This window comes from Sphingomonas sp. Leaf34 (assembly GCF_001421805.1).
Taxonomy (GTDB): domain Bacteria; phylum Pseudomonadota; class Alphaproteobacteria; order Sphingomonadales; family Sphingomonadaceae; genus Sphingomonas.
This window is the reverse complement of record NZ_LMLC01000004.1, coordinates 229,603-252,132: the sequence shown is the minus strand read 5'-3', so window position 1 is coordinate 252,132 and position 22,530 is coordinate 229,603. Positions and strand designations below refer to the sequence as shown.

The window sequence follows — 22,530 nt, the reverse complement described above, 5'->3', positions numbered from 1 at the left end:
CCGCCCTAGAGCCCGGTCATTTCGCCAACAAACGCTCGGCAAACGCGCGGACACCCGGGCCGATATCATCGCGCGACAAGGCAATCGCCAGATTGGCCTGGATATACCCGCCCTTGTCGCCGCAATCATAGCGCTGGCCGTCGAAGGTAAAGCCGTGGAACGGCTGGACACCGATAAGCTGCGCCATCGCGTCGGTCAGCTGGATCTCGTCGCCTGCGCCCTTCTCCTGCGTTTCGAGTATGCGCATCACCTCGGGCTGGAGAATATAGCGACCGGGGATCATCAGGTTGGACGGTGCACTACCCCGTTTGGGCTTTTCCACCAGCGCCGTGACTTCGGTCAGGCGCCCGTCGATCGCCCCCGGCGAGATGATGCCGTATTTATCGGTCTCCGAATCGGCGACCTCAAGTGCGCCGATGACGTTGCCGCCGACCTGATTATACGCCTCGACCATCTGCTTGAGGAAGCCGGGCGTCCCGACCATCAATTCGTCGGGGAGCAGCACGGCAAAGGGTTCGTCGCCGACGATCTCGCGCGCGCACCATACCGCATGGCCGAGACCGAGCGGTTCCTGTTGGCGCACATAGACCGGCGAACCCGGCTTCATCCGGATATGGCTGATCGCATCGAGCGATTTGCCGCGCGCCTTCATCGTATCCTCTAGCTCGTAGGAGATATCGAAATGATCCTCCAGCGAGCCCTTGTTGCGGCCCGTGACGAAGATGATCTGCTCGATCCCCGCCTCGAGTGCTTCCTCGACGGCATATTGGATCAACGGCTTGTCGACGACCGTCAGCATTTCCTTCGGCATCGCCTTGGTGGCGGGGAGGAAGCGCGTACCCAATCCTGCAACCGGGAAGACGGCCTTACGCAGCGGTTTGATGGTCATTCGAAACTCCAATATCTATGTCACGGCACTATCCGCCCCTGCCCACAGGTGCAAATCTCCCCGCACCCAGGGTGCAGATTGCCCCGCACCCAAGGTGCAGATTGCTACGATCGTTTAGCGCGCCGTTAAGCACGCTGCGCTAGAGGCGTTACATGCAAAAGATCCTCGTCATCTTCGGAACGCGCCCGGAAGCGATCAAACTCTTCCCGGTCATCCGGGCATTGGCGGCGCTTCCCGACGTGACGGTGCGGACCTGCGTCACCGCGCAGCACCGCGGGCTGCTCGACCAGGTGCTGGCAATCGCCGATCTCGCGCCCGACATCGATCTTGACCTGATGGAGCCCGGCCAGACGCTCGATCGCCTGACCGCGCGGCTCCTGACCGGGCTTGGCGACGTGATGGACGCCGAATCGCCCGATCTGGTCATCGTACAGGGCGACACCGCGACCGCGATGACCGGCGCGCTCGCCGCCTATTATCGCAAGGTTCCGGTCGCGCATGTCGAAGCGGGACTGCGGTCAGGTGATATTTATCATCCCTGGCCCGAAGAGGTGAACCGCCGGATCGTCGCACCGATCGCCGCGCTCCACCTCGCGCCGACCGAAACGTCGGCCGAGGCGCTCCGCCGCGAGACGATCGCACCCGACACGATCCACGTCACCGGGAATACCGTGATCGACGCGCTGCACTGGACCAGCGCGCGGGTTGCCGCCGATCCCGCGCTTGCCGCCGGCCTCGACGACATCGCCGCCCGGTTCGCGGGCAAGCGGATCATCCTGGTGACGACGCATCGCCGTGAGAATTTCGGTGACGGCATGGCCGCGATCGCACGCGCGATCGGCCGCATCGCCGAGCGGGACGACGTGGCGGTGCTGTTTCCGGTTCATCCGAACCCCAATGTAGTGTCGGTGATGGACGCCATCCTGGGCGAACGCGCGAACGTCGCACGGATCGCACCGCTCGACTATCCGCACTTCGTCCGCGCGCTCGGGATGGCGAACATCGTCCTGACCGATTCGGGCGGCGTGCAGGAGGAAGCGCCCGCACTCGGCAAGCCCGTGCTGGTGATGCGCGAGACGACCGAGCGCCCCGAGGGGGTGGCGGCGGGCACCGCCAAGCTGATCGGCACCGACGAAGATCGCATCGTTGCCGAGATCGTCGCGCTCCTCGACGATGAACCAGCCTATGCGGCGATGGCCCGCGCGCACAATCCGTTCGGCGATGGCCATGCCGCCCAACGGATCGCGACGATCATCGCCGATCTGCTTACCCCCGCCAACGCACAGGGACCCGCCGCGCATGCTCACCGAGACTGAACTCACCGTCGTCGTCATGGGGCTCGGCTATATCGGCCTGCCGACCGCCGCGGTAATCGCGCGGACCGGCGCGCGCGTGCTTGGCGTCGACGTAACCGAGTCGGTGGTCGAAACCGTCAATTCGGGCCGCGTCCATATCGAGGAGGTCGATCTCGACGGGCTCGTCTCGGGCGTGGTGGCGCGTGGTACGTTGCGCGCCTCGACCGTGATCGAGCCTGCCGACGTCTTCGTCATCGCGGTGCCGACGCCGTTCGACGACGATCACGCGCCCGACATCGGCTATGTCCTCGATGCCGCGACGACGATCGCCACGGTCTTGAAGGCCGGCGACACGATCATTCTCGAATCGACCTCGCCGGTCGGCACCACCGAGCGCGTGCGCGACCTGCTGGCCCGGCTCCGCCCGGATATCCGCGTGCCCGGCCGCGCGGGTGAGCAGGCGGATATCGCGATCGCCTATTGCCCGGAGCGCGTGTTGCCCGGCCGCATCCTGGTCGAGCTGATCGACAACGACCGCGTCATCGGCGGGATCACGCCGCGGTGCGCGCGAAAGGCCCTCACCTTCTACCGCCGCTTCGTCCGCGGCGCCTGCGTCACCACCACCGCGCGCGCCGCGGAAATGACCAAGCTGACCGAGAACGCGTTTCGCGACGTCAATATCGCCTTCGCCAACGAATTATCGCTGATCGCCGACACGATGGGCGTCGATGTGTGGGAGGTGATCCGCCTCGCCAACCGTCACCCGCGCGTGAACATCCTCCAGCCGGGCCCCGGCGTCGGCGGGCATTGCATCGCGGTCGACCCCTGGTTCCTGGTCCATGCCGCGCCCGACCAGACGCCCCTGATCCGGACCGCGCGCGAGGTCAATGACGGCAAGACCAATCACGTCATCGCGCAGGTCGCGGCGCTGGTCGACTCGATGCCCGGCGCACCGGTCGCGTGCCTCGGCCTCGCGTTCAAGGCGAATATTGACGACTTCCGCGAGAGTCCCGCGCTGAAGGTCGCGCAGGCCGTCGCAAACGCTTTCGGCGACCGGGTCCGGATCGTCGAACCCTATGCCCGAACGCTCCCCGCGGCGCTGGCCCATAGCGGCGCGACGCTGATCGATGTCGATACCGCGATCGAGACCTGTCCGATCATGGTCGTGCTGGTCGATCACGACGTCTTCAAGTCGATCCCTCTGGAAGAGCGCGCCGACAAACTGGTGCTCGATACACGCGGAATCTGGCCGGATCAGCCCCGCGCGTCGCCCGATCGGCGATAGTCAGCGAAGCGGCTCGTTCCGGGTCGCCACGACCGGCGGGATGAGGGGCCGGGCCGGGGTGGCGGCGATCGTCCGCGCCACCGCGTCCAGCGTGTCGGCGCGCGCTTTCGACGAGGCATGCGTCCGGCTGCGGAACAGCCCGCCATCAACCGTGCCACCCTTGTGCCGCCAGAACGCGGGCGCGGACATCGGATCATAACCGGCATTGGCGAGCAGGTAGATCCCGAGCAGGTCGGCCTGGTCTTCGGTCTCGCGGATCAGGCGGCCGTTGCGCCCGAGTTCCGCGAGCAGCCCCCGATTGATCTTCACGGCATCCAGCCGCGTGCGATGCCGCAGGATGTTGTGCGCGAGTTCATGCGCCACGACGACCGCAATTTCGGCATCGGTATAGCCCTCGAAAAACCGCTCGCCGATCTGCACCACGGATCCGTCGGCGCTCGCGTCAAGCCCGCTGCCGAGCAGAATCTCGAACCGCGATCGGCAGCCGGTCACCGGGTTTACCGCGATGGTCTGTCGGCGTCCCTGGCGCAGCACCGTCAACCGCAGCGGCCGACTCGGCGTGGCATCGGCGATCGTCGCTTCGGCGATGTCGCGACTCGCCGCGTTCTCGGGGGCGTCGGCAGCGGGCAAGCCCGGCAATGCGACATCGCCGATTGCCGCCAGGGAATCGTTCGCGCGAATCCCGGCGCGATCTGCCGGCGCGCCCGCCACCACCGCCTCGACGCCGATCAGCGACTCGAATCCGAACGCCGTCGCCGCCGGTCCACGCGCTGCCGGGCCATATTGCGTCAACGCGTGGATCGGCATGCCGATCTGCGGCTGAACCCGGTCGCACAGCGCCGCATTGGCGGTCGTCAGCCGGTACGCGATCGTCGCCAGCCGCAGGTCCGCAGTCCGCAGAGCCTCGAAGAACGCAGGGGGCGGCGCGGCCTCCGGGGCGGGTGCAGCGGCGGTCAGCAGGAGAAGCGGCAACAGCCGGGCGGTAAGCGTCATAGCCTTGCATTAGCCGCGTCCGGCGACCGCGTCATGCGCGCAAAGCTGGTCGCGGCCACGGGTCGGCGCGCGAACGTTGCGACCTGCCGCGTAACCCGGTACGCGCCACACCTCCGTGGTATTGCAGTTCGATACCGCACTGCACACATCTCGGCTTCATGATTTCAAAGCTTTTCAAGTCTCGCACCGCTGCCAAGGCGTCAGCCCCCTCCGTGCCCGAAGGCCAGCGCGTCTATGCGGTCGGCGACATCCATGGCTGCGCCGACCTACTCGACGAGTTGATCGCGCTGATCGACGCGGACGATGCCGAACGCGGCCCAGCCGACACCCTGCTAATCTTCCTTGGCGACCTGGTGGATCGTGGTCCCGCCTCGGCGGCGGTGATCGAGCGGTTGCGCACGCTGTCCGCGACTCGCGGCAACGTCCGATGTCTGCTCGGCAATCACGAGGAGATATTTCTGGGCGCGCTCGACGGTGAACCCAAGGCGTTGCGGCTGTTCTGCCGAATCGGCGGGCGTGAGACCGTGCTCAGCTACGGTATGGAATCGACCGAATATGAGCGGCTCGACTATGAGGAGCTCGTCCATCGTCTTACCGATCTCGTCCCGAGCGAGCATCGCGCATTCGTCGGCAACTTCGAGGACATGATCGTGATTGGCGACTATGCCTTCGTCCACGCCGGGGTGCGCCCCGACGCCCCGCTCGACCGTCAACGCACGGCCGACCTGCGCTGGATCCGCGATCCGTTTCTCGACCATCGCACCAGGCTGGAAAAGACGATCGTCCACGGCCATACGATGACCGACGACATCGAGCATCGCACGCACCGGATCGGCGTCGATACCGGCGCTTACAAGTCCGGCAAGCTTACGGCTCTGGGGTTGGAAGGCAGCGATGTCTGGCATCTTCAGACCGCCGGACCGAGCCTTGAAGATGCTTCGACCTAGATCCGCGCTGTTTCAGCCGGTATTTATCACATCTGAGCGCCACGCCCCCTTCTCGAATTTCGGGCAGCCGCTATAGAGCGCAATGGCAGATGCATGTTGCACTGCCGCAACAGTGGGGAACGCTTCCGTTCCTTACCGGTTACGTTGGTTGCCATGTCACTGGTTTCGTGCCATTGGCAGCGCGACGAGCACAAAGGGAGTTCATCATGCGTCTTGGGAAGTACATCCTGACCGCAGCAGCCGCCACGATGGCAGTTGCTCCGGCCATGGCAGCAAATCCAGCAGCCAACCTGTCGGTTTCGAAGTCGGTTCGCACCGGTTCGGTGTCGGCAAAGAAGAACGAGCTTGCTGGCGGCGGCATCATCGTTGCCATCCTGGCAGCGGCTGCAGTCGTAGCCGGGATCGTCATCGTTGCAGACAACGACGACAACTCGGACAGCAACTAAGTCTAACGACTTCGTTGAAGGAAATAGCGGTCTTCGGGCCGCTATTTTTTTGCCCGGACTCCGTCACTCGCCGGCAGCGCATCGGAAGGTCCGCTCGGTGGGGTCCGCTCCGCAGACACGCGCATGCGTTGGGCGCCGATTCTGCTCGGCGCGTCGGGTGCCAGACGACGCGTTTGGATCGAAGGACACGGCGTGGACGAACTGACGCTTACCGTGGTCGGGATCGACTTTCCCAACGCAGACCGGAGCGGGAGCAACCGACGGATGGAGCTGATGCTCTGCACACCGGGCGAACCGGTCGAGCTCCGTCGCGAGCCGAAGAACCCGCATGACGCCAATGCCGTGGCGGTCTTCAGCGAACGCGGTGTGCAGATGGGATATCTTTCCGCCGAGCGCGCACCGCTGATCGGCCGGCGGATGCAGCAGGAGGGGTATGTCGCGGTGTTCCAGGCGCTGGTCGGCAGCATGGGCTATCTCCGCCTCCGCTTTGGCGGCGGCATGCCGACGCTCCCCCGTCCAAGCGAGGCGGAAACACCCGCGCCCGGCCGCACCGCCGCGTTCGATCCTGACGCCTTTTATCCCGATCCCGAAGGCCCCGAATGGGGAGCCTGAATCGCGCGCCGCGCTAGATCCCCTGTGCGCTGACGATTCGCCCGGTCGCTTCGAGATCGCGCGTCAAATCGGCCATGCAGCGGTCGACCAGCGCCTCGTCCGAACTCCGCACGACGAAGTTCGCACCCGTCCGCCCGTCGCGGAAGAACGGATAGCTGCCGATCGCGACGCCTTCATGCGTCTTCTCGGCGTCGCGCAGCAGGTCGGCGACTTCGCTCTCCGCCACCCAGCAACCGATCGTCTTCGACACCACCGGGCGCCCGCCCTCGAGCGTCCCGGTCAGTGCGTCGAGCATTCCCGCGGTGATGTGCGGCACGCCCGCCATAATGAAGATGTTGCCGACGCGGATGCCCGGCGCGCCCGACACCTTGTTGTCGATCAGGTCCGCGCCGACCGGTACGCGCGCCATCCGCGCGCGCGCCTCGGTCAGCCCGCCGCGAGTCGCGTAATACGCCTCCAGCACCGCCATCGCGCGCGGATGATGTTCGACCGCGACGCCCAGCGCCGCGGCGATCGCATCCACCGTGATGTCGTCGTGAGTCGGCCCGATCCCGCCGGTCGTGAACAGATAATCGTTGCGCGCGCGCAGCGTGTTGACCGCCTCGACGATCGCCTCGGTCTTGTCGGCGACGACGCGCACTTCGGCGAGGCGGATGCCCTGCACATTGAGCCAGGACGCGATCTGCGCGACGTTCTTGTCCTGCGTGCGGCCTGACAGGATCTCGTCACCGATGATCGTCAGCGCGGCGGTCCAGATGCGTTCTTGTGCCATGCCCCCCGCATAGCCTCGCAAAAGAGCCGTCGCTACGCTATATCGCGCGGCATGACCGAATATGTAACCGTCACCTCCGACCAGCCCGACGCGCGTACTGGCGCGATCAAGCTGCACGGCCCTGCCGCGTTCGAGGGCATGATGAAGGCGGGCAGGCTCGCGGCCGAGACTCTCGACATGATCGTTCCGCACATGGTGCCCGGCGTCACCACCGCCGAGATCGACCGGCTGATCTACGACTTCATCATCGCCGGCGGCGGCGTGCCTGCGACGCTCGGCTATCGTGGCTATACGCACAGCGTCTGCATCTCGATCAACCATGTCGTCTGCCACGGCATCCCGAGCGACAAGGCGCTGAAATCGGGCGATATCGTCAATGTCGACGTCACGCCGTTGCTCGACGGCTGGCACGGCGACACGAGCCGGATGTACCTGATCGGCGACGTCCCGATCAAGGCACGCCGCCTCGTAGAGGTGACGTATGAATGCCTCATGCTCGGCATCGAGCAGGCCAAGCCCGGCAACCGCATGGGCGATGTCGCCAACGCGATCCAGCGCCATGCGGAGAAGCACCGCTACGGCGTGGTCCGCGATTTCTGCGGTCACGGCGTCGGCCGGCTGTTCCACGACGCGCCCGAGGTCGTCCATGTCGGCAAGCCCGGCACTGGCCCCGAGCTGCGGCCGGGCATGATCTTCACGATCGAGCCGATGATCAACATCGGCCGCCCCGACGTGAAGCTGCTCGACGATGGCTGGACGGCGGTCACCCGGGACCGCTCGCTGTCCGCACAGTTCGAACACTCGATCGGCATCACCGAGACCGGTTGCGACATCTTCACGCTCAGCCCCAAGGGCTACACGCAGCCGCCCTACGTCTGAGCGGCGCTAGCGCCGGTCGTTACGTCGGCGGGTAGCATTGCTACAAACGCCGTCGTTGCCGCGCATCGCCTGGTTTCCGTCATCCTGACTTTCGGCAGGATGACGGAATACTGGAACGGCCCCATCTCCCGCGGAGCTTTGCGCCTTGGCCAACCACACGCTGGCCGCGCTCGTCTCTTCCGGTAATGAAACAGCGCGCGATTTATCCACCCGCGTAGCCTATTCGCTCCGCTGGCAATGAACGTCGACCACGTTGGCCCTGCTTGTCGTTGTCGGGTCACGACGCCATCGACCCGAATCGGCGTCAACTGGTCGAAACGTTCTTCACCGTGCAATCGGTGATGACGTGGCCGCCATAGTCGAACGATCCCTTGCCGTTCCAGTCCTTGGTCACCGCGAGCGCCGCGCTGAAATGGGCGAGATACGATCCGATTGCGGGCGGCGGCACCGACACGACATATTGCCCAGTAAGATGCACGAGCAGCGTGTCCTGTCCGAAGCCGGTGTGCAGGATCGCACCCGTGATATAGGGAATCATCGTCGTTCCATAAGGTGGCGGCAGCGCCTGCGTGATCTGCGCCGATCCGGCAACCTGTCCGGTTACGGCATTCACGCCCAGATCGAGATGAAGTACCGGCGCACCGGCGAACCCGGCGTGCTGAACCTGCAGCTTTACTTGATAAAACCCCACCGACTCGGTCATGAATAGTTCCTCCTGTGGATCCTTGCTGGTCCTGTAGTGGATTTCCTCATAGCGCGACTGGCGAGTCCAGCGAGATTGGGTCCGAAACGAATGCGGCGAAGCCATCTGGACTTGGCCGTGACCTTTCGCGTGAATCTGACGCACAAAGGGTGACGCGGCCCCTCGCCGCCGCTATCTGCCCCCGCATGACCGAGATCACACCGCAGATCGTCGCCGACCACGGCCTGTCCCCCGAAGAATATCAGCGCGTCCTGCGCGCCATCGGCCGCGAGCCGAACATGGTCGAGCTCGGCATCTTCTCGGTGATGTGGTCCGAGCATTGCAGCTACAAGTCGAGCAAGATCCACCTGATGAAGCTGCCCACCAAGGGCCCCCGCGTCATCTGCGGCCCGGGCGAGAATGCCGGCGTCGTCGATATCGGCGACAACCAGGCGGCGATCTTCAAGATGGAGAGCCACAACCACCCGTCCTATATCGAGCCCTATCAGGGCGCGGCGACCGGCGTCGGCGGCATCCTGCGCGACGTCTTCACGATGGGCGCGCGGCCGATCGCCAACCTGAACGCGCTGCGCTTCGGCCGGCCCGATCACCCGAAGATGCGCCACCTGATCTCGGGCGTCGTCCACGGCATCGGCGGCTACGGCAATTGCGTCGGCGTGCCGACCGTCGGCGGCGAAGTGAACTTCCACAGCGCGTATGACGGCAACATCTTGGTCAACGCGATGACCGTCGGGATCGCCGATCAGGACAAGATCTTCTATTCGGCCGCCAGCGGCATCGGCAATCCGATCGTCTATGTCGGCTCCAAGACCGGTCGCGACGGCATCCACGGTGCGACGATGGCGAGCGCGGACTTCGGCGAGGATTCGGATGCCAAGCGCCCGACCGTCCAGGTCGGCGATCCCTTCACCGAAAAGCTGCTGATCGAGGCCTGCCTTGAGCTGATGGCGACCGACGTCATCGTCGCGATCCAGGATATGGGCGCCGCCGGCCTCACCTCTTCGGCGGTGGAAATGGCGTCGAAGGGCGGCGTCGGCATCGAGCTGACGATGGACGACGTGCCGCAGCGCGAGACTGGCATGACGCCGTACGAGATGATGCTGAGCGAGAGCCAGGAGCGCATGCTCATGGTCCTCAAGCCCGGCCGCGAGGCCGAGGCCGAGGCGATCTTCAGGAAGTGGGAGCTCGATTTCGCGGTCATCGGCCGGGTCACCGACACCGGCCGCATGGTGCTGACGTTCAAGGGCGAGACGGTCTGCGACATTCCGCTCGGGCCGCTCGCCGACGAGGCGCCGCTCTACGATCGCCCGCACGTGCCGACGCCCAAGCCCGCGCCGCTCGAAAACGCGCCGCACAGCAACGACATCGCCGCCGATCTGGTGACGCTGATGGGCTCGCCCGACATCGCCTCGCGCCGCTGGATCTGGGAGCAGTATGACCACATGGTCGGCGCCGACACCGTCCAGCGCCCCGGTGGCGACGCCGCGGTCGTCCGCGTCCACGGCACGCAGAAGGCGCTGGCGATGACCACCGACTGCACGCCGCGCTATTGCTTTGCCGACCCCGTCGAGGGCGGCAAGCAGGCGGTCGCCGAAGCATGGCGCAACCTCACCGCGGTCGGCGCGCTGCCGCTGGCGGTGACGAACTGCCTCAACTTCGCCAACCCGCAGCGGCCCGAGATCATGGGCCAGATCGTCGGCTGCCTCGAGGGGATGAGCGACGCGTGCATCGCGCTCGACTTCCCGATCGTGTCGGGCAACGTCTCGCTCTACAATGAATCCAAGGCCACCGGCGGCGGCTCGGCGATCCTGCCGACTCCCGCGATCGGCGCGATCGGGTTGCTCGCGGACTGGCAGAAGAATGCGACGATCGCGTTCAAGGGCTCGGGCGACATCATCCTCGCGGTCGGCACGCGAGGCGGGCATCTCGGCCAGTCGCTGTGGCTGCGCGAGTGCCATGGCCGCGAGCAGCTCGACGCCGGCCCCCCGCCGCCCGTCGATCTCGCGGCCGAGCGCCGCGTGGGCGACCTGATCCGTGAAGCGATCAGCCTCGGCCAGTTGACTGCGGTCCACGACGTCTCCGACGGCGGCATCGCGGTGACGCTCGCCGAGATGGCACTCGCGGGCGGCATCGGCGCGATGATCGACCGCAAGCAGCCGTTCGACTGCGCGCGCGCGTTCTTTGCCGAGGACCAAGGCGTCTACATCGTCACCGTCGAGGATCACGCGCTGCTCGACTTCCTCGGCGCCGCGCATGCGGCCGACGTCGAGGCTGAACCTCTGGGTCGTACCGGCGGCAAGCGCCTGATCTTCGAGCGCCCCGACCGCGACGACGTCATCGCGCTGGAGACGCTGCGTACCGCGCATGAAGGCTTCTTCCCCAAGCTGATGGGCGTCGACGCCGCGCTCGCTTGATGGGGTCGGGGGCGGGTAAATTAGAGCCCCCCAAACACGAACGCCCCCCCGGCGAAGGCCGGGGCCCAATTGGAATGGCCGCAGTAACCTCGCGCTGCCATTCTTACTAAAGCCTTCCCATTTGGGCCCCGGCCTTCGCCGGGGTGGTCGCGGTTGTGGAGCACGGACGCCCAGCACGAACCGCGCCTTGCTCCCCCGCGAAGGCGGGGGCCCAGACTGGACTCCCGCCTTCGCGGGAGAACAAGAAAACCGCGCCCCCCAGAACCCGTCCTGACGGTGCGCACAGCGACCGGACGCCCCCGCAAACCCAAAATCACGCTGTCCTACGCGCCCCGGCTATGCGAGCAGGCCGGAATGGCACCGCCGCTCCCCTCACCCACTCCAACGCCGTCACCCGACGCCATGCCGGTCCGCCATCAGGACACGCGCGAGCGTGTGAACTTCCTGAACTTCACTGTTCCCGCATGACCCCCACCCCCGCCAGAATCGCCACGCTGGACGTCATCCGCGGCGTCGCCGTCATGGGTATCCTCGCCGCCAACATCGCCGCGTTCGGCTTGCCCGAATTCGCCTATATGACCCCCGCGTCGATGGGCTGGCCGAGCACCCCCGACCTGATCGCTTGGGTCACCACCTTCATCGTCATCGACGGCAAGATGCGCGGGCTGTTCTCGTTCCTGTTTGGCGCGTCGATGATGCTGGTGATCGACCGTGCGCGGGCGCGCGACGAAGACCCCGCCACGGTGCATCTGTGGCGGATGGCGTGGCTGTTCGTGTTCGGCATCGCGCACCTCTATCTGCTCTGGTGGGGCGACATCTTGACGCAATACGCGCTCGTCGGCGCGTTCGCCTTCATGTTCGTGCGGCTGCCGGTGCGGTGGCTGATCGGAATCGGGCTCGCCTGCATCGCGGTGCAGATGGTCGAACTCACGACGCTGGTGGCGTATGCGTTCGATCTGCACGCTTCCGCCCATAAAGCCGGCGCCGCGCCCCGCGTCGTCGCGAACTGGCAGCGTCTGGCGGATCAATTTGGCCAGCCCAGCCCCGCCGTCATCGCCCGAGACCTCGCGATCGGACGCGGCGGATGGCGCGATCTGGTCGCATGGCGCTGGACGCACGCGGCCGGCCCGATCACGTCGCTCACGGTCAACGGACCCGAGACGCTAGGGTTCATGCTGTTCGGCATGGCCGGGCTGCGATCGGGGTTCCTGACCGGCCAATGGACGCGGCGACGCTATCGGGTGATCGCGGTCGCCGGGATCGGGATCGGCTGGCTCTGCTATGCGGCGATCGCGGCCTTCGCCATCGCCCACCGATTCGACGCGCGCTACGTCGCGCTATCGTGGCTGGCGCTCGCAACACCGCTCCGGCCGCCGACGATCATGGGCTACGCCGCCGCGATCATCCTGCTTGCCCGTCGCGACGGCTGGCTGACGCCCCGCCTCTCGGCAGCCGGTCGGATGGCGTTCTCCAACTATCTCGGCACCACGCTGATCTGCACCACCGTCTTTTACGGCTACGGACTAGGCCTCTACGGCGGCCTGTCCCGCGCGCAGCTCTATCTGATTGTGGTCGCGGTCTGGCTGCTGATGCTCGCGTGGTCGAAGCCCTGGCTCGATCGGTTCCGCTACGGTCCGCTCGAATGGTTGTGGCGAAGTTTCGCGCGATTCGCGTGGCAGCCGATGCGAGGTTCCGCGTTCGCGGTGAACCGATAACGCTTGTTGCGAACGCGACGCAATTTAGCTTGCGAGCGTGTCGCATTAGCTATACCCGGGTCGCAGAGCGAGGGAGCATCCATGGTCGTCTGCGTTTGCAATGCCATACGAGAATCCGACGTCCGCAGCTGCGCACGTGGTGGCTGTACGACCCCCTGCCAGGCGTTCCGGTCGATGGGCCGCACACCCAAATGCGGCCAATGCGCGTCGATAGCGCGAGCGATTATCGACGAGGAACGCGCTGCTGCATAAGCGTCGCAGCAGCTGACAAAGCCCAGAAAACTGCCATTCTTTGGGGTTGTATTGATCTGCGTCAGCCCGCTACATGACCGTCAGAGGTGACGGAGATATGGCCATGCGCGGCGACCCCCAAGTAATCGACTATCTGAACGAGGCGCTCAAGAACGAGCTGACCGCGGTCAACCAATATTGGCTCCATTACCGGATGCTCGAGCATTGGGGCGTCTACAAGCTCGCCCAATATGAGCGGATGGAATCGATCGACGAGATGAAGCATGCCGACTGGTTGTCGGAGCGCATCCTGTTTCTCGATGGCTTGCCCAACTTCCAGCTGCTCGGTCGCCTCCGCATCGGCGAGACCGTCGAGGAGGTCCTGAAGTCGGATCTCGCGCTCGAGGTTGAGGCGACCGTCCAGCTCAAGGGCGCGATCTCCTACTGCGAAGAGGTCAAGGATTACATCAGCCGCGACCTGTTCGCGCGGATCCTCGCGAGCGAGGAAGAGCATGTCGACACGCTTGAGCGCCAGTTCGAGATGATCGCGCGGATGGGCATCCACAACTACATCCAGCTGAACTCGATCTCCGAGCATGACTCGCCCAAGGCTGGCGCGGCACCGTATCTGAAGGGGTAATCACCTGAGGCGGTAATCACCAGGCGATGCCCCTGCCGAGTATCGCCTGTGCCTATCGGGCGGCCTGTATGCTCCCCCGTGCGGGCGAGGACGGGTCGGCTCGATCCTAGTGTTCGCCTAAACCGGTCGGCACGGCGCGACGGCCGAAACCACCCGCTACGGGCTTCCGCGCGATGATCGGGTTGGCCTCACGCTCGAGCAGCGTCAGTGTCTGGTCGAAGAGCGGGCGCAGGTTGACGATATGCTCCAGCGCCTCTTCGGGTGTGTCCTGCATCTCCACGCAGTCGCGCGCGATCGTCTCGATCGCCTCGGCCAGATCGGCGAGCGGCTCGGCTCCGAACTGCCGCGCTTCGCCCTTGAGCGTATGCGCCGGGATCACCATCGCGGCTGCGCTCAGCGACCGCATCGCGGCCTCGATCGACGCGACAGATTTCACGCCGTCCTCGCGAAAATAGCCGAGGATACGGACAAACCCGGCACCGAGTTCAGCCCGCGCCTGCGAAAATGCCGGCCAGTTGACCAAGGTGCTTCCTTCGAACGACACTGTCGCCTTCTCCCGTTGAGCAATAGCGCCACGAAGCTCAGAACCGCAACTTAGCCGGTCCGAGTAAATACAATGTTGTCACACTACCGACAAGTGACGACAAAGATCGGGTAAAAATTGTCCAAAACGATCTTCACCTCGGCATTCGACACCTCGGCGACCGCCGAGAGTTCGGCCGGGGCCTGCGGGTCGTCGGCAAGTACCTCGACATGCCGCGCACCGTCGCGCAACGCGCGCGCCAGCCGCACCGCCGGCCAGGGACAGCGCATTCCCCGGGCATCGATGTGGACCACCCCGTACACCAGCGTCTAGCTACCGCCGCCGCCCTTGCCATTATCGTCATACGGGTTCTTCGGTGCGCGGAACATCAGGCGCACTGGCACCGCGCCGAAGCCGAGGTCCTTGCGCATCGAATTGACCAGATACCGCTCATAGCTGGCGGGGAGCTGATCGACGCGCGTACCGAAGATGACGAAGCTTGGCGGGCGCGTCTTGACCTGCGTGACGTAGCGCATCTTGATCCGCTTGCCGCCCGGGGCCGGCGGCGGGGTCGCCTCGATCGCGCGCTCGAACCAGCGATTGAGTTCCCCGGTGCCGACGCGCTTCGACCACGCATCGCGCGTGTCGAAACACGCCTGGAGCAGCTGGTCGATGCCCTTGCCGGTCGCGCCGGACACGGTCATCACGGTGACGCCCTTGACCTGGCTGAGGCCATCCTCGAGCGCGCGCTTGACGCCGTTGAACAGCGACGACGCGCTCTCGGCGATATCCCATTTGTTCAGCGCGATGACGAGCGCGCGGCCTTCCTGCAGCACCTTGTCGGCGATGCGGAGATCCTGCGCCTCGAGCCCGAGCGTGGCGTCGAGCAGCAGCACGACGACCTCGGCGAAGTCGACCGCGTGCAGAGCGTCCTCGACCGACATCTTCTCGAGCTTGTCCTGCACCTTGGCGCGCTTGCGCATCCCCGCGGTATCGATCAGCCGCACCTTGCGCGCTTCGCCGCCGGTCGGGTGCCAGTCGTAATCGACGCTGATCGAATCGCGCGTGATGCCCGCCTCGGGGCCGGTGATCATGCGATCTTCGCCGAGGATGCGGTTGACGAGCGTCGACTTGCCCGCATTCGGGCGGCCGACGATCGCGAGCTTCAGCGGGCCTTCATATTCGTTATCGGGCTGTTCCTCGGGCGGCTCTTCCTTGCCTTCGAGCAGCGGGAGCAGGCCTTCGAACAGGTCGCCCAGGCCTTCGCCATGCTCGGCAGACAACTGCACCGGATCGCCAAAGCCGAGGGCGAGCGACTCGAGGATACCGTCTTCGCCTGCCCGGCCTTCGGCCTTGTTGGCGACGAGGATGACCGGAACGTCGGCGGTACGCAGCCAGCGCGCAATCTCTTCGTCGAGGGGCACGATCCCGGCGCGCGCGTCGAACAGGAACAGCGCGACATCGGCCTGCTCGACCGCGGCTTCGGTCTGCTGGCGCATCCGGCCGGGCAGCGTCTGCGCGTCGTGGTCTTCGTAGCCGGCGGTGTCGATGATGCGGAATTCGAGCCCGATCAACGACGCATCGCCCTCGCGTCGATCACGCGTGACACCGGGCCGGTCGTCGACCAGCGCGAGCTTCTTGCCGACGAGGCGGTTGAACAGGGTCGACTTGCCGACATTTGGGCGGCCGACGATCGCGACCACGGGGAGTTTGGACATGGCAGGCCCTTAGCGCGTGTCGCGGCAAAGGTCACCTAGTCCCTATCCCGTCGGGACATGGGGAAGCGACATAGTCACGTTACGGTGAGGGCAACGTGTCGAAGCGTCACCCTCACCCTTCCTTACCTTCAATGTGGCCCCCTTCCCGCTTCCGACGGACGAGGGAGTTTTATCACCGGTAAGCGGTGACCTTGCCCTTCTGGTCGAGCGTATAGAGCGTCGAGTTCGCGACGATCGGCGGCAGCGAGAAAGGCGTCTTCGTCTCGATCGTTGCGCTGATCGTGCCATCGGTCGGCGAAACGAAATTGATCTCGCCGCGCGAGTTGGTCAGGATCAAGCGGTTGCCGGCCAGTATCGGGCCGAACCACGTGATCGCGTTGCTGCGCTTCTTCTCGTTCTGAAACCGCTTCAACTGCGCGATCCAGCGGGCCTTGCCGTTCGAACGCGACAGGCAGACGAGCTTGGCGTCGTCGGTGACCACGAACAGCCATTCCCCCGCGATCCAAGGCGTCGAAATGCCCGCGAAGTTCTGCTCCCATAGGCGCTGTCCGGTCGACAGTTCGAGTGCGACCATGCGCCCCCCCTGCCCGACTGCATAGACGCGGCCGCCGTCGATCACCGGTGCGGCATCGATATCGGACAGGCTCGACACCGAAGTGGTGACCGAGGTGCGCGACAAGGCGTCCTGCCACAGAATGCGGCCATTCTCGTAGCGATAGGCGCTGAGCTCGCCGCTGGAGAAACCCGCGACGACGGTACCCTGGCTTACCGCGGGGGCCGCGACACCGAACACGCCCTGCGTCTCGAGTGTCCCCGACTGGACCCACTGGACCTTGCCGTCGGTCTGGTTGAGCGAGAAGACTTGGTTGTCCTGGGTCAGAACGTACACCGCGCCATTGGCGACGGTCGGTGCGCCCCGCAACGGCGCGCCGGGCTTGGCACGCCACAAGATCTTGCCATCTGCCGCGCTCATCGCGACGACATCGCCGACGCCGTCGGTGGCATAGAGCTTGCCGTCGTCATAGCTGACGCCGCCACCGAAGCGCGCGGCACGGTTTATATCGCCTTCGGTGATCCCTGCGCTCCACAACGCCGCACCGGTATCGGCGGTGAACGCGTGGATCGTCGCGGTGACGTCGGTCACGAACAGCTTGCCGTCGGCGACGACGGGGGCGGCACCCAGCCGTTCGCGGTTCGAGCCGCCGTCGATCCCCGACTGCCACAGCCGCTTGGGCTGATCGGCAAGCGCGAGCTGGCCCATCGACTTGGCGGGGTTGCCACCGGGCTGCGACCAAGCATCGTTGACCGCAGGCGCGGGCAGCAGGACCTGCACATCGGCAATCGTCTTGTCGGTCTCGACCTCGTTTTCCGAGACCAGGATCGACACGCGATCACCCAGCGTAGGCGTCTTCTTGCCGCCGCCCTTGAAGATTCCGCAACCGCTGAGCGCCACCAACGCGGCGACGGCGACCGTCACCCGATATGTCTTCATCATTGCGCCTTGGTATCCTCGTTTGATGCGGCCGGAGCGATCACTCTGGCGGTCGGCCCGTCGGTAGAACCTTGGCTGCCAACAGCGTCCACGCCCAGTACGCCGGCCATCTGAACCGCACGTTGACGGATCGTCTCTGGTACGCCGGTATCGCGCGCGATCTGGCCGAACAACGCGCCCGCCTGCTGCCGCTGGTTCATCCGGAGATAGGAAATCGCGACCATCTCACCCGCGCTACCGAGCCATGCACCACCGGGAACGGCGAGTGGACGGAGGCGCTCGACGACGACCTGCGGCTTCAGTGTATCGAACTCGGCCGAGGTCTGGCGGACCAAAGCGAGATCGCGGAACGGCTTGGCCAGCGACGCATCGGCGGCGATCGTGCCGAGCTTGGCCGCGGCTGCCTTCAGGTCGTTCTTCTGAAGCAGGATATCGGCCTGCGTGAACAGCGCGAGCGCACGGTAGCCGTCACGGTTCGACTTGGCGAGCTCGGCGAGCGGCTTCAACGCAGCAGCGGCATTGTTCGCGCCTAGCGAATCGTAGGCAGCCTGAAGCTGCTCACCGGCGACGCCGGCGGCCTCGCCATCGCGATGCTGCCAGTAGAGGAAGCCAGCAAACGCAGCGAGTGCGGCGACGACGCCAATCGCGACCCATTTGCCCCAAGTCGTCCAGAATCCGGCGAGTTGGTCACGGCGGAGTTCTTCGTCGACCTCGCGCAAAAATGCTTCATCGGTTTTCGGCGGGAGGGCCAAGGACAGCTCCGGAATATTTGGGGATGGACGGCGCGGACCTTAGCCGCGCCGGGACCGAAACGGAAGCGGATCAATCCTTGGGGGCGTAGACCTGCTCAGGCCCCGGAAATGCGCGGGTGCGGACGTCCTCGGCATAGGTCTGCGCCGCCGACGCGATCGTATCGGCGATATCGGCAAAGCGCTTCACGAACTTGGCGGTCCGCTCGAACATCCCCAGCATGTCCTCGGCGACCAGCACCTGCCCGTCGCACTGCGCCGACGCACCGATGCCGATCGTCGGGCAGGCGATCGTGGTGGTGATCTCGATCGCGATCGGCTCGACCACGCCCTCGATCACCAGCGCGAAGGCGCCGGCTTCGGCGATGCTCTGCGCGTCGGCGACGATCTTGGCCGCTTCCTCGGGCGTGCGACCACGCGCGCCGTAGCCGCCGAGCACGTTCACCGCCTGCGGGGTAAGGCCGACATGCCCCATCACCGGAATGCCACGCTCGGTCAGGAACTTGACGGTCGGCGCCATCGCGGTGCCGCCCTCGAGCTTTACCGCTGCCGCGCCGGTCTGTTTCAGCAACCACGCCGCGCTCTCGAACGCCTTTTCGGGCGAGGCTTCATAGCTGCCGAACGGCATGTCGATCACGACCACCGCATGATAGCTGCCGCGCACGACAGCCGCGCCGTGAGCGGCCATCATCTCGAGCGTGACGGGGACGGTCGACGGCAGGCCGTAGACCACTTGCCCCAGACTGTCGCCGACGAGCAGCATATCGCAGTGCGGATCGAGCAACTGCGCGGTCCGCACGGTATAGGCGGTGAGCATGACGAGCGGCGTCTTGCCCTTCTGCCGTCGGATCGCGGGAATCGTCAGGCGCTTGAGCGGCGCCGGCGTCGGGTTCGCGCGACTCGTCGCGGTGTCGAGGGTGTAGGTCGTGGACATGGCCGCTTTCTAGCGTGGGACCTTGGGCTCGCCCAGCCTTCCCATCGTCGGGCTTGCGGGCATCAGACCGCCCACCCCTTCAGCCGCGCATGGCCGACGAGCCAGATCGTGAATACCGCGATCGCGGCGATGAGGAGGGGGAAGACGAGCGTCTCGCCCGCGCCCTTGTGCGCGATGATATCGGTCGAGGCGAACAGCCAGGCGAACTGCGCGGTCGTCGCGACCAACGAGGCGATCAGGAACGGGCGGGCGGTAGCCCGTCGCATGAACAGCAGGACGCTACCCACTAGTCCGGTCAGCACGGCGATGGCAAACAGCGGCTCATACCAAGCGGGCAACGCCGCATAGAGCGCCCGATCATAGGCGGTCGCATGGCCCACAGCGTCGGCGCCGAGCCGTACCTGTTGCAAGCACATGAAGCATCCGACGAGCGCCCAGAGGACGAGCACGCCTGTTGTAAGTCGAAACCACAAGGGTCCCTGTCGTACGAAGAACATAGCGCCACCCCTGTTGTCTCGGGGTAACAGACTGCGCCGCGCAGAGGGTACAGGCAATAGGGCCCCGATATGCGGCAAGATGACGTCGTTTCGGAACCGGAGAGACGTCGGGAGCTTCCGACTGCGACGTCCCTCCGGGCCATGTTCACGGTTTATCGCGTGCAACCTGAACGCGTCGTGACGATTTCTGAATGACGATCAGAACGACCGCGAGACGGTCAGGCCATAGGTGCGCGGATCGCCCGGCTGACCGACGACCAATCCGGTGCTGCCGGATTGCAGCGCGAGCACTTCATAATAATTGTGGTCAAACGCGTTGCGCAGCCAGCCGAATACGTTCCAGCTGTCCTTCGCCTTGAATCCAAGACGGAAGTTGCTGAGCGCGTACCCGTTGATGTCGGTATACGCGGAGCGTGACGGGTTCGAAGAGAAGGTCGACCGGTAGCTGCCGTCATAGCCGAGATAGACCTGCCCATCGAGCCCGGCGAACGACGCCGGCAGGTCGTATTCCGCGCCGTAGGAGAACGCCCATTTCGAGACGCCGGGCAGGCGCTGACCGGAGATGTCGCAATTGAGCGGGCTGACCGTCCCAGTGCCAGCCGCTCCCGCCGGGCTGGTCGCGGTCGGCGCGGAGCCGCCGGAGAGTTCGGGCGGGCACGGCGCGTCGACGAACCTGACGTATTTCGCATCGGTATACGCACCATTCGCATAGATGCTGAACCGCGACGACGGACGGAAGGCCGAGTCGATTTCGAGGCCGCGCGTGCGGACCTTGCCGGCGTTGGCGAGATACCCACGCAGCACGCCGAGCTGGCCGTTGGTGACGGTCGCCTGGTAATCGCTGATCTCGGTCCAGAAAGCGGCGAGGTTGAGCGTCAGCCGACGATCGAACAGCTGCGTCTTCAGGCCAAGTTCGAAGTGATTCACCTTTTCGGGCTTTACGGTCGCGGCAGACAGGATCGGCGCGTTGGCAAGGTCGAGCGGCAGGCCGGACAGGTTGATGCCGCCCGATTTATAGCTGCGCGCGTAAGTGGCATAGGCGTGGATGTCGGACGTCACGGTGTACGCGGCCGTGATGTCACCCGACAGGTTCCAGTTGTCGAAGTTCGGCCGATAGCTTTGCGGGGCGAGCACGCCGCACTGGTCCCTGACGACGCTGCTCGCCCCCTGTGCGGTGGCCGAGCAGTTGAGCGCCACGCCGGTGCCGGTCGTCACGGTCGAGACGTAGTCACCATTCTTCTTGTCGTAGTTGAGCCGCAGTCCGGGCGCGATCTGAAGCCGGTCGGTGACATGCCAGGTGAGCTTACCGAACAACGCCGCACTGGTGTTGGTGAAGCCGATCGTGTTGCGCGAGGTCAGACCGTTCAGCACGGCAGGGTTGCGGCTGTTGGCGCTGGTCGGGTTGAGCAGATAGGCGCTTGCCGCCGGGCCCTGGACCTGGAGGCCCTGCGTATCGATCGTCTGGTAGAAATAGAACGCGCCGAGCACGTAATCGAGCGTGTGCTTGCCGTTCGACGCGATCCGCAGCTCCTGGCTGTACTGCGTCTGCTGCGACGGATTGGCGGAGACGGTGGTGATCGGCAGGCCGATAAAATCGCGGTCGTTCGACGGATCCCAGTTCCAGAACCGCCAGGCGCTGACCGAGGTGATCGTCGCCGCACCCAGATCCAGATTGCCAAGCAGCGACACCCCGCCCAATTCCTGCCTCGCGCGCAGCGGCGTGTCGACATCAGTGATCCGATCGAATGCATTCGTCGATGGCACGACATAGCCTTGCGCAGCGGCGAGTGCGGCATATTGCCGCGTGAGCGGCCGCTGGGTGGCGCCGGTGCGTGCGTAATATTGCACGCAGCAATTTGGATTCTGCTGGCCGTAATCGCCTGACAGGGCCAGATCGAGCGTGTCGGTCGGTTTCCAGTAGAGCTGTCCACGCACGCTCTTATTGTCCTGCGCGTTGAGGTTTTTACCCGTCGCGACGTTGTGGATCGTGCCATCGCGCTCGGTAATCGCCGCCGACAGCCGGATTGCGAGCTTGTCGGGGACCAGCGGGCCCGACACCGATGCCTTTGCCTGGATGAACTGATAATTGCCGGTCGTGAGTTCGATCCGCGCCTCGGGCGTGAAGCTGGGTTTGCGCGTGTAGATGTTGATGGCGCCGGCGGTCGTGTTCTTGCCGTAGAGCGTACCCTGTGGTCCGCGCAGAACTTCGATCCGCTCGGTGTCGGTGAAATCGAACGTCGCCGATGCGATCCGGCTGTAATAGACCTGATCGACATAAATGCCGACGCCTTGCTCGATCCCGTCGTTGGTCAGGCCGAACGGCGCGCCGAGACCGCGTATGTTGGCAGCAGAGTTGCGCGGGTTGGTCGAGTAGAATTGCAGCGTCGGCTGGAGCTGCGTCAGCCGGCTGACGTTATACGCGCCGGTCTCGGCGAGCGCGGTGCCGCCGATCACCGACATTGCGATCGGGACCGTCTGAATGGTCTCGGCACGACGGCGGGCGGTGACGACGATGTCCCCCCCGCCGCCCTGCTGCTGGTTGCCGAGCCGCCCGCGCGCCTGCTCATCGACCGGGGCTTGCGGCGCAGTAGGCGGAGTGGAGGACGATGGAACGGTGGCGGCCTGACCGGCCAACAGCAGAGCGAGCGTAAACGACATCGAGTATTTCCCCTGAACCCTGGTGCATAATGTCCAGTAATTCAGGGGGGATTCAATGTGGTTGTGTCTTTGGTCTTGGAAAGCCGGACTTCGCCGCTGTCGACTCGAACGTCGGCTGCCTTTGTCGGGAGCCAGTCA

22 protein-coding genes are annotated in these 22,530 nt (G+C 65.3%); 10 read left to right on the top strand and 12 right to left on the bottom strand.

Annotation, left to right across the window (positions count from 1 at the left end):
* Positions 1 to 16: 16 nt before the first annotated feature.
* Positions 17 to 889, bottom strand: a complete 873-nt coding sequence (gene galU, locus ASF00_RS12625; protein ID WP_055879542.1) for a UTP--glucose-1-phosphate uridylyltransferase GalU — start codon at positions 887 to 889, stop codon at positions 17 to 19.
* A 152-nt stretch (positions 890 to 1,041) separates the two neighbouring features.
* On the opposite strand from galU, the gene wecB reads away from it, so the two are divergent.
* Positions 1,042 to 2,205, top strand: coding sequence for a non-hydrolyzing UDP-N-acetylglucosamine 2-epimerase (gene wecB / locus ASF00_RS12620; RefSeq protein ID WP_055879538.1), 1,164 nt, complete (start codon positions 1,042 to 1,044; stop codon positions 2,203 to 2,205).
* Entirely contained in the window at positions 2,189 to 3,469 is a 1,281-nt protein-coding gene (wecC, locus tag ASF00_RS12615; protein WP_055879535.1) for a UDP-N-acetyl-D-mannosamine dehydrogenase, read from the top strand. The genes wecB and wecC overlap by 17 nt, the downstream gene beginning before the upstream one ends.
* Here the strand turns inward: wecC and ASF00_RS12610 are convergent, their stop codons facing one another.
* Positions 3,470 to 4,462 (bottom strand): M48 family metallopeptidase, encoded by a 993-nt coding sequence (locus ASF00_RS12610; RefSeq protein WP_055879533.1) that lies wholly within the window; start codon positions 4,460 to 4,462, stop codon positions 3,470 to 3,472.
* Between the two features lie 158 nt (positions 4,463 to 4,620).
* Here ASF00_RS12610 and ASF00_RS12605 point away from each other — a divergent pair, with 158 nt between their 5' ends.
* From ASF00_RS12605 to ASF00_RS12595, 3 genes are all read left to right on the top strand, one after another.
* Positions 4,621 to 5,409: a metallophosphoesterase family protein gene (locus ASF00_RS12605; RefSeq protein ID WP_055879530.1), complete on the top strand. Its 789-nt coding sequence runs from the start codon at positions 4,621 to 4,623 to the stop codon at positions 5,407 to 5,409.
* Between the two features lie 89 nt (positions 5,410 to 5,498).
* Positions 5,499 to 5,855, top strand: a complete 357-nt coding sequence (locus ASF00_RS12600) for a hypothetical protein (protein WP_443024411.1) — start codon at positions 5,499 to 5,501, stop codon at positions 5,853 to 5,855.
* A gap of 192 nt (positions 5,856 to 6,047) precedes the next feature.
* Complete coding sequence (locus tag ASF00_RS12595) at positions 6,048 to 6,467, top strand: HIRAN domain-containing protein (RefSeq protein ID WP_055879522.1); 420 nt, start codon at positions 6,048 to 6,050, stop codon at positions 6,465 to 6,467.
* A gap of 13 nt (positions 6,468 to 6,480) precedes the next feature.
* Here the strand turns inward: ASF00_RS12595 and ASF00_RS12590 are convergent, their stop codons facing one another.
* A complete protein-coding gene (locus tag ASF00_RS12590; RefSeq protein ID WP_055879520.1) occupies positions 6,481 to 7,239 on the bottom strand; it encodes a competence/damage-inducible protein A in 759 nt (252 codons plus the stop codon).
* 51 nt (positions 7,240 to 7,290) lie between these two features.
* Between ASF00_RS12590 and map the strand changes: the two genes are divergently transcribed.
* Positions 7,291 to 8,118, top strand: a complete 828-nt coding sequence (gene map, locus ASF00_RS12585; RefSeq protein ID WP_055879516.1) for a type I methionyl aminopeptidase — start codon at positions 7,291 to 7,293, stop codon at positions 8,116 to 8,118.
* 304 nt (positions 8,119 to 8,422) lie between these two features.
* On the opposite strand, the gene ASF00_RS12580 is transcribed toward map, so the two are convergent.
* Entirely contained in the window at positions 8,423 to 8,821 is a 399-nt protein-coding gene (locus tag ASF00_RS12580; protein ID WP_055879511.1) for a DUF1842 domain-containing protein, read from the bottom strand.
* A gap of 185 nt (positions 8,822 to 9,006) precedes the next feature.
* On the opposite strand from ASF00_RS12580, the gene purL reads away from it, so the two are divergent.
* From purL to bfr, 4 genes are all read left to right on the top strand, one after another.
* Complete coding sequence (gene purL / locus ASF00_RS12575) at positions 9,007 to 11,235, top strand: phosphoribosylformylglycinamidine synthase subunit PurL (RefSeq protein ID WP_055879508.1); 2,229 nt, start codon at positions 9,007 to 9,009, stop codon at positions 11,233 to 11,235.
* Between the two features lie 464 nt (positions 11,236 to 11,699).
* Positions 11,700 to 12,950, top strand: a complete 1,251-nt coding sequence (locus tag ASF00_RS12570; RefSeq protein ID WP_055879507.1) for a DUF418 domain-containing protein — start codon at positions 11,700 to 11,702, stop codon at positions 12,948 to 12,950.
* Between the two features lie 81 nt (positions 12,951 to 13,031).
* Positions 13,032 to 13,202 (top strand): (2Fe-2S)-binding protein, encoded by a 171-nt coding sequence (locus ASF00_RS19050; protein WP_082463413.1) that lies wholly within the window; start codon positions 13,032 to 13,034, stop codon positions 13,200 to 13,202.
* 103 nt (positions 13,203 to 13,305) lie between these two features.
* Entirely contained in the window at positions 13,306 to 13,821 is a 516-nt protein-coding gene (gene bfr / locus ASF00_RS12565) for a bacterioferritin (RefSeq protein ID WP_055879504.1), read from the top strand.
* A gap of 106 nt (positions 13,822 to 13,927) precedes the next feature.
* Here bfr and ASF00_RS12560 read toward each other — a convergent pair whose 3' ends face one another.
* From ASF00_RS12560 to ASF00_RS12525, 8 genes are all read right to left on the bottom strand, one after another.
* A complete protein-coding gene (locus tag ASF00_RS12560; protein WP_055879501.1) occupies positions 13,928 to 14,365 on the bottom strand; it encodes an Hpt domain-containing protein in 438 nt (145 codons plus the stop codon).
* 83 nt (positions 14,366 to 14,448) lie between these two features.
* Positions 14,449 to 14,667 (bottom strand): sulfurtransferase TusA family protein, encoded by a 219-nt coding sequence (locus tag ASF00_RS12555; protein ID WP_443024410.1) that lies wholly within the window; start codon positions 14,665 to 14,667, stop codon positions 14,449 to 14,451.
* A gap of 6 nt (positions 14,668 to 14,673) precedes the next feature.
* A complete protein-coding gene (gene der, locus ASF00_RS12550) occupies positions 14,674 to 16,062 on the bottom strand; it encodes a ribosome biogenesis GTPase Der (protein ID WP_055879492.1) in 1,389 nt (462 codons plus the stop codon).
* Between the two features lie 172 nt (positions 16,063 to 16,234).
* Positions 16,235 to 17,557 carry an outer membrane protein assembly factor BamB family protein gene (locus ASF00_RS12545; RefSeq protein ID WP_055879489.1) on the bottom strand — a complete coding sequence of 441 codons (1,323 nt, stop codon included), beginning with the start codon at positions 17,555 to 17,557 and terminating at the stop codon, positions 16,235 to 16,237.
* A complete protein-coding gene (locus tag ASF00_RS12540; RefSeq protein ID WP_055879485.1) occupies positions 17,554 to 18,306 on the bottom strand; it encodes a tetratricopeptide repeat protein in 753 nt (250 codons plus the stop codon). Before ASF00_RS12540 ends, ASF00_RS12545 begins: the two co-directional genes overlap by 4 nt.
* 70 nt (positions 18,307 to 18,376) lie before the next feature.
* Positions 18,377 to 19,237, bottom strand: coding sequence for a 3-methyl-2-oxobutanoate hydroxymethyltransferase (gene panB, locus ASF00_RS12535; protein ID WP_055879481.1), 861 nt, complete (start codon positions 19,235 to 19,237; stop codon positions 18,377 to 18,379).
* Between the two features lie 62 nt (positions 19,238 to 19,299).
* Positions 19,300 to 19,653: a hypothetical protein gene (locus ASF00_RS12530; RefSeq protein WP_235525797.1), complete on the bottom strand. Its 354-nt coding sequence runs from the start codon at positions 19,651 to 19,653 to the stop codon at positions 19,300 to 19,302.
* Positions 19,654 to 19,932: 279 nt separating this feature from the next.
* Positions 19,933 to 22,392: a TonB-dependent receptor gene (locus ASF00_RS12525; protein ID WP_055879475.1), complete on the bottom strand. Its 2,460-nt coding sequence runs from the start codon at positions 22,390 to 22,392 to the stop codon at positions 19,933 to 19,935.
* Positions 22,393 to 22,530: the final 138 nt, after the last annotated feature.

What these genes read in the sequence shown, in the direction of transcription:
- ASF00_RS12600 (WP_443024411.1), top strand. Translation starts at nt 5,499, where the DNA reads ATGCATGTTGCACTGCCGCAACAGTGGGGAACGCTTCCGTTCCTTACC.
- ASF00_RS12530 (WP_235525797.1), bottom strand. Translation starts at nt 19,653, where the DNA reads ATGTGCTTGCAACAGGTACGGCTCGGCGCCGACGCTGTGGGCCATGCG.
- ASF00_RS12525 (WP_055879475.1), bottom strand. Translation starts at nt 22,392, where the DNA reads ATGTCGTTTACGCTCGCTCTGCTGTTGGCCGGTCAGGCCGCCACCGTT.
- map (WP_055879516.1), top strand. Translation starts at nt 7,291, where the DNA reads ATGACCGAATATGTAACCGTCACCTCCGACCAGCCCGACGCGCGTACT.
- galU (WP_055879542.1), bottom strand. Translation starts at nt 889, where the DNA reads ATGACCATCAAACCGCTGCGTAAGGCCGTCTTCCCGGTTGCAGGATTG.
- ASF00_RS12545 (WP_055879489.1), bottom strand. Translation starts at nt 17,557, where the DNA reads ATGATGAAGACATATCGGGTGACGGTCGCCGTCGCCGCGTTGGTGGCG.
- ASF00_RS12605 (WP_055879530.1), top strand. Translation starts at nt 4,621, where the DNA reads ATGATTTCAAAGCTTTTCAAGTCTCGCACCGCTGCCAAGGCGTCAGCC.
- ASF00_RS12580 (WP_055879511.1), bottom strand. Translation starts at nt 8,821, where the DNA reads ATGACCGAGTCGGTGGGGTTTTATCAAGTAAAGCTGCAGGTTCAGCAC.
- ASF00_RS12590 (WP_055879520.1), bottom strand. Translation starts at nt 7,239, where the DNA reads ATGGCACAAGAACGCATCTGGACCGCCGCGCTGACGATCATCGGTGAC.
- ASF00_RS12610 (WP_055879533.1), bottom strand. Translation starts at nt 4,462, where the DNA reads ATGACGCTTACCGCCCGGCTGTTGCCGCTTCTCCTGCTGACCGCCGCT.
- purL (WP_055879508.1), top strand. Translation starts at nt 9,007, where the DNA reads ATGACCGAGATCACACCGCAGATCGTCGCCGACCACGGCCTGTCCCCC.
- panB (WP_055879481.1), bottom strand. Translation starts at nt 19,237, where the DNA reads ATGTCCACGACCTACACCCTCGACACCGCGACGAGTCGCGCGAACCCG.
- der (WP_055879492.1), bottom strand. Translation starts at nt 16,062, where the DNA reads ATGTCCAAACTCCCCGTGGTCGCGATCGTCGGCCGCCCAAATGTCGGC.
- wecC (WP_055879535.1), top strand. Translation starts at nt 2,189, where the DNA reads ATGCTCACCGAGACTGAACTCACCGTCGTCGTCATGGGGCTCGGCTAT.
- ASF00_RS12570 (WP_055879507.1), top strand. Translation starts at nt 11,700, where the DNA reads ATGACCCCCACCCCCGCCAGAATCGCCACGCTGGACGTCATCCGCGGC.
- wecB (WP_055879538.1), top strand. Translation starts at nt 1,042, where the DNA reads ATGCAAAAGATCCTCGTCATCTTCGGAACGCGCCCGGAAGCGATCAAA.
- ASF00_RS19050 (WP_082463413.1), top strand. Translation starts at nt 13,032, where the DNA reads ATGGTCGTCTGCGTTTGCAATGCCATACGAGAATCCGACGTCCGCAGC.
- bfr (WP_055879504.1), top strand. Translation starts at nt 13,306, where the DNA reads ATGCGCGGCGACCCCCAAGTAATCGACTATCTGAACGAGGCGCTCAAG.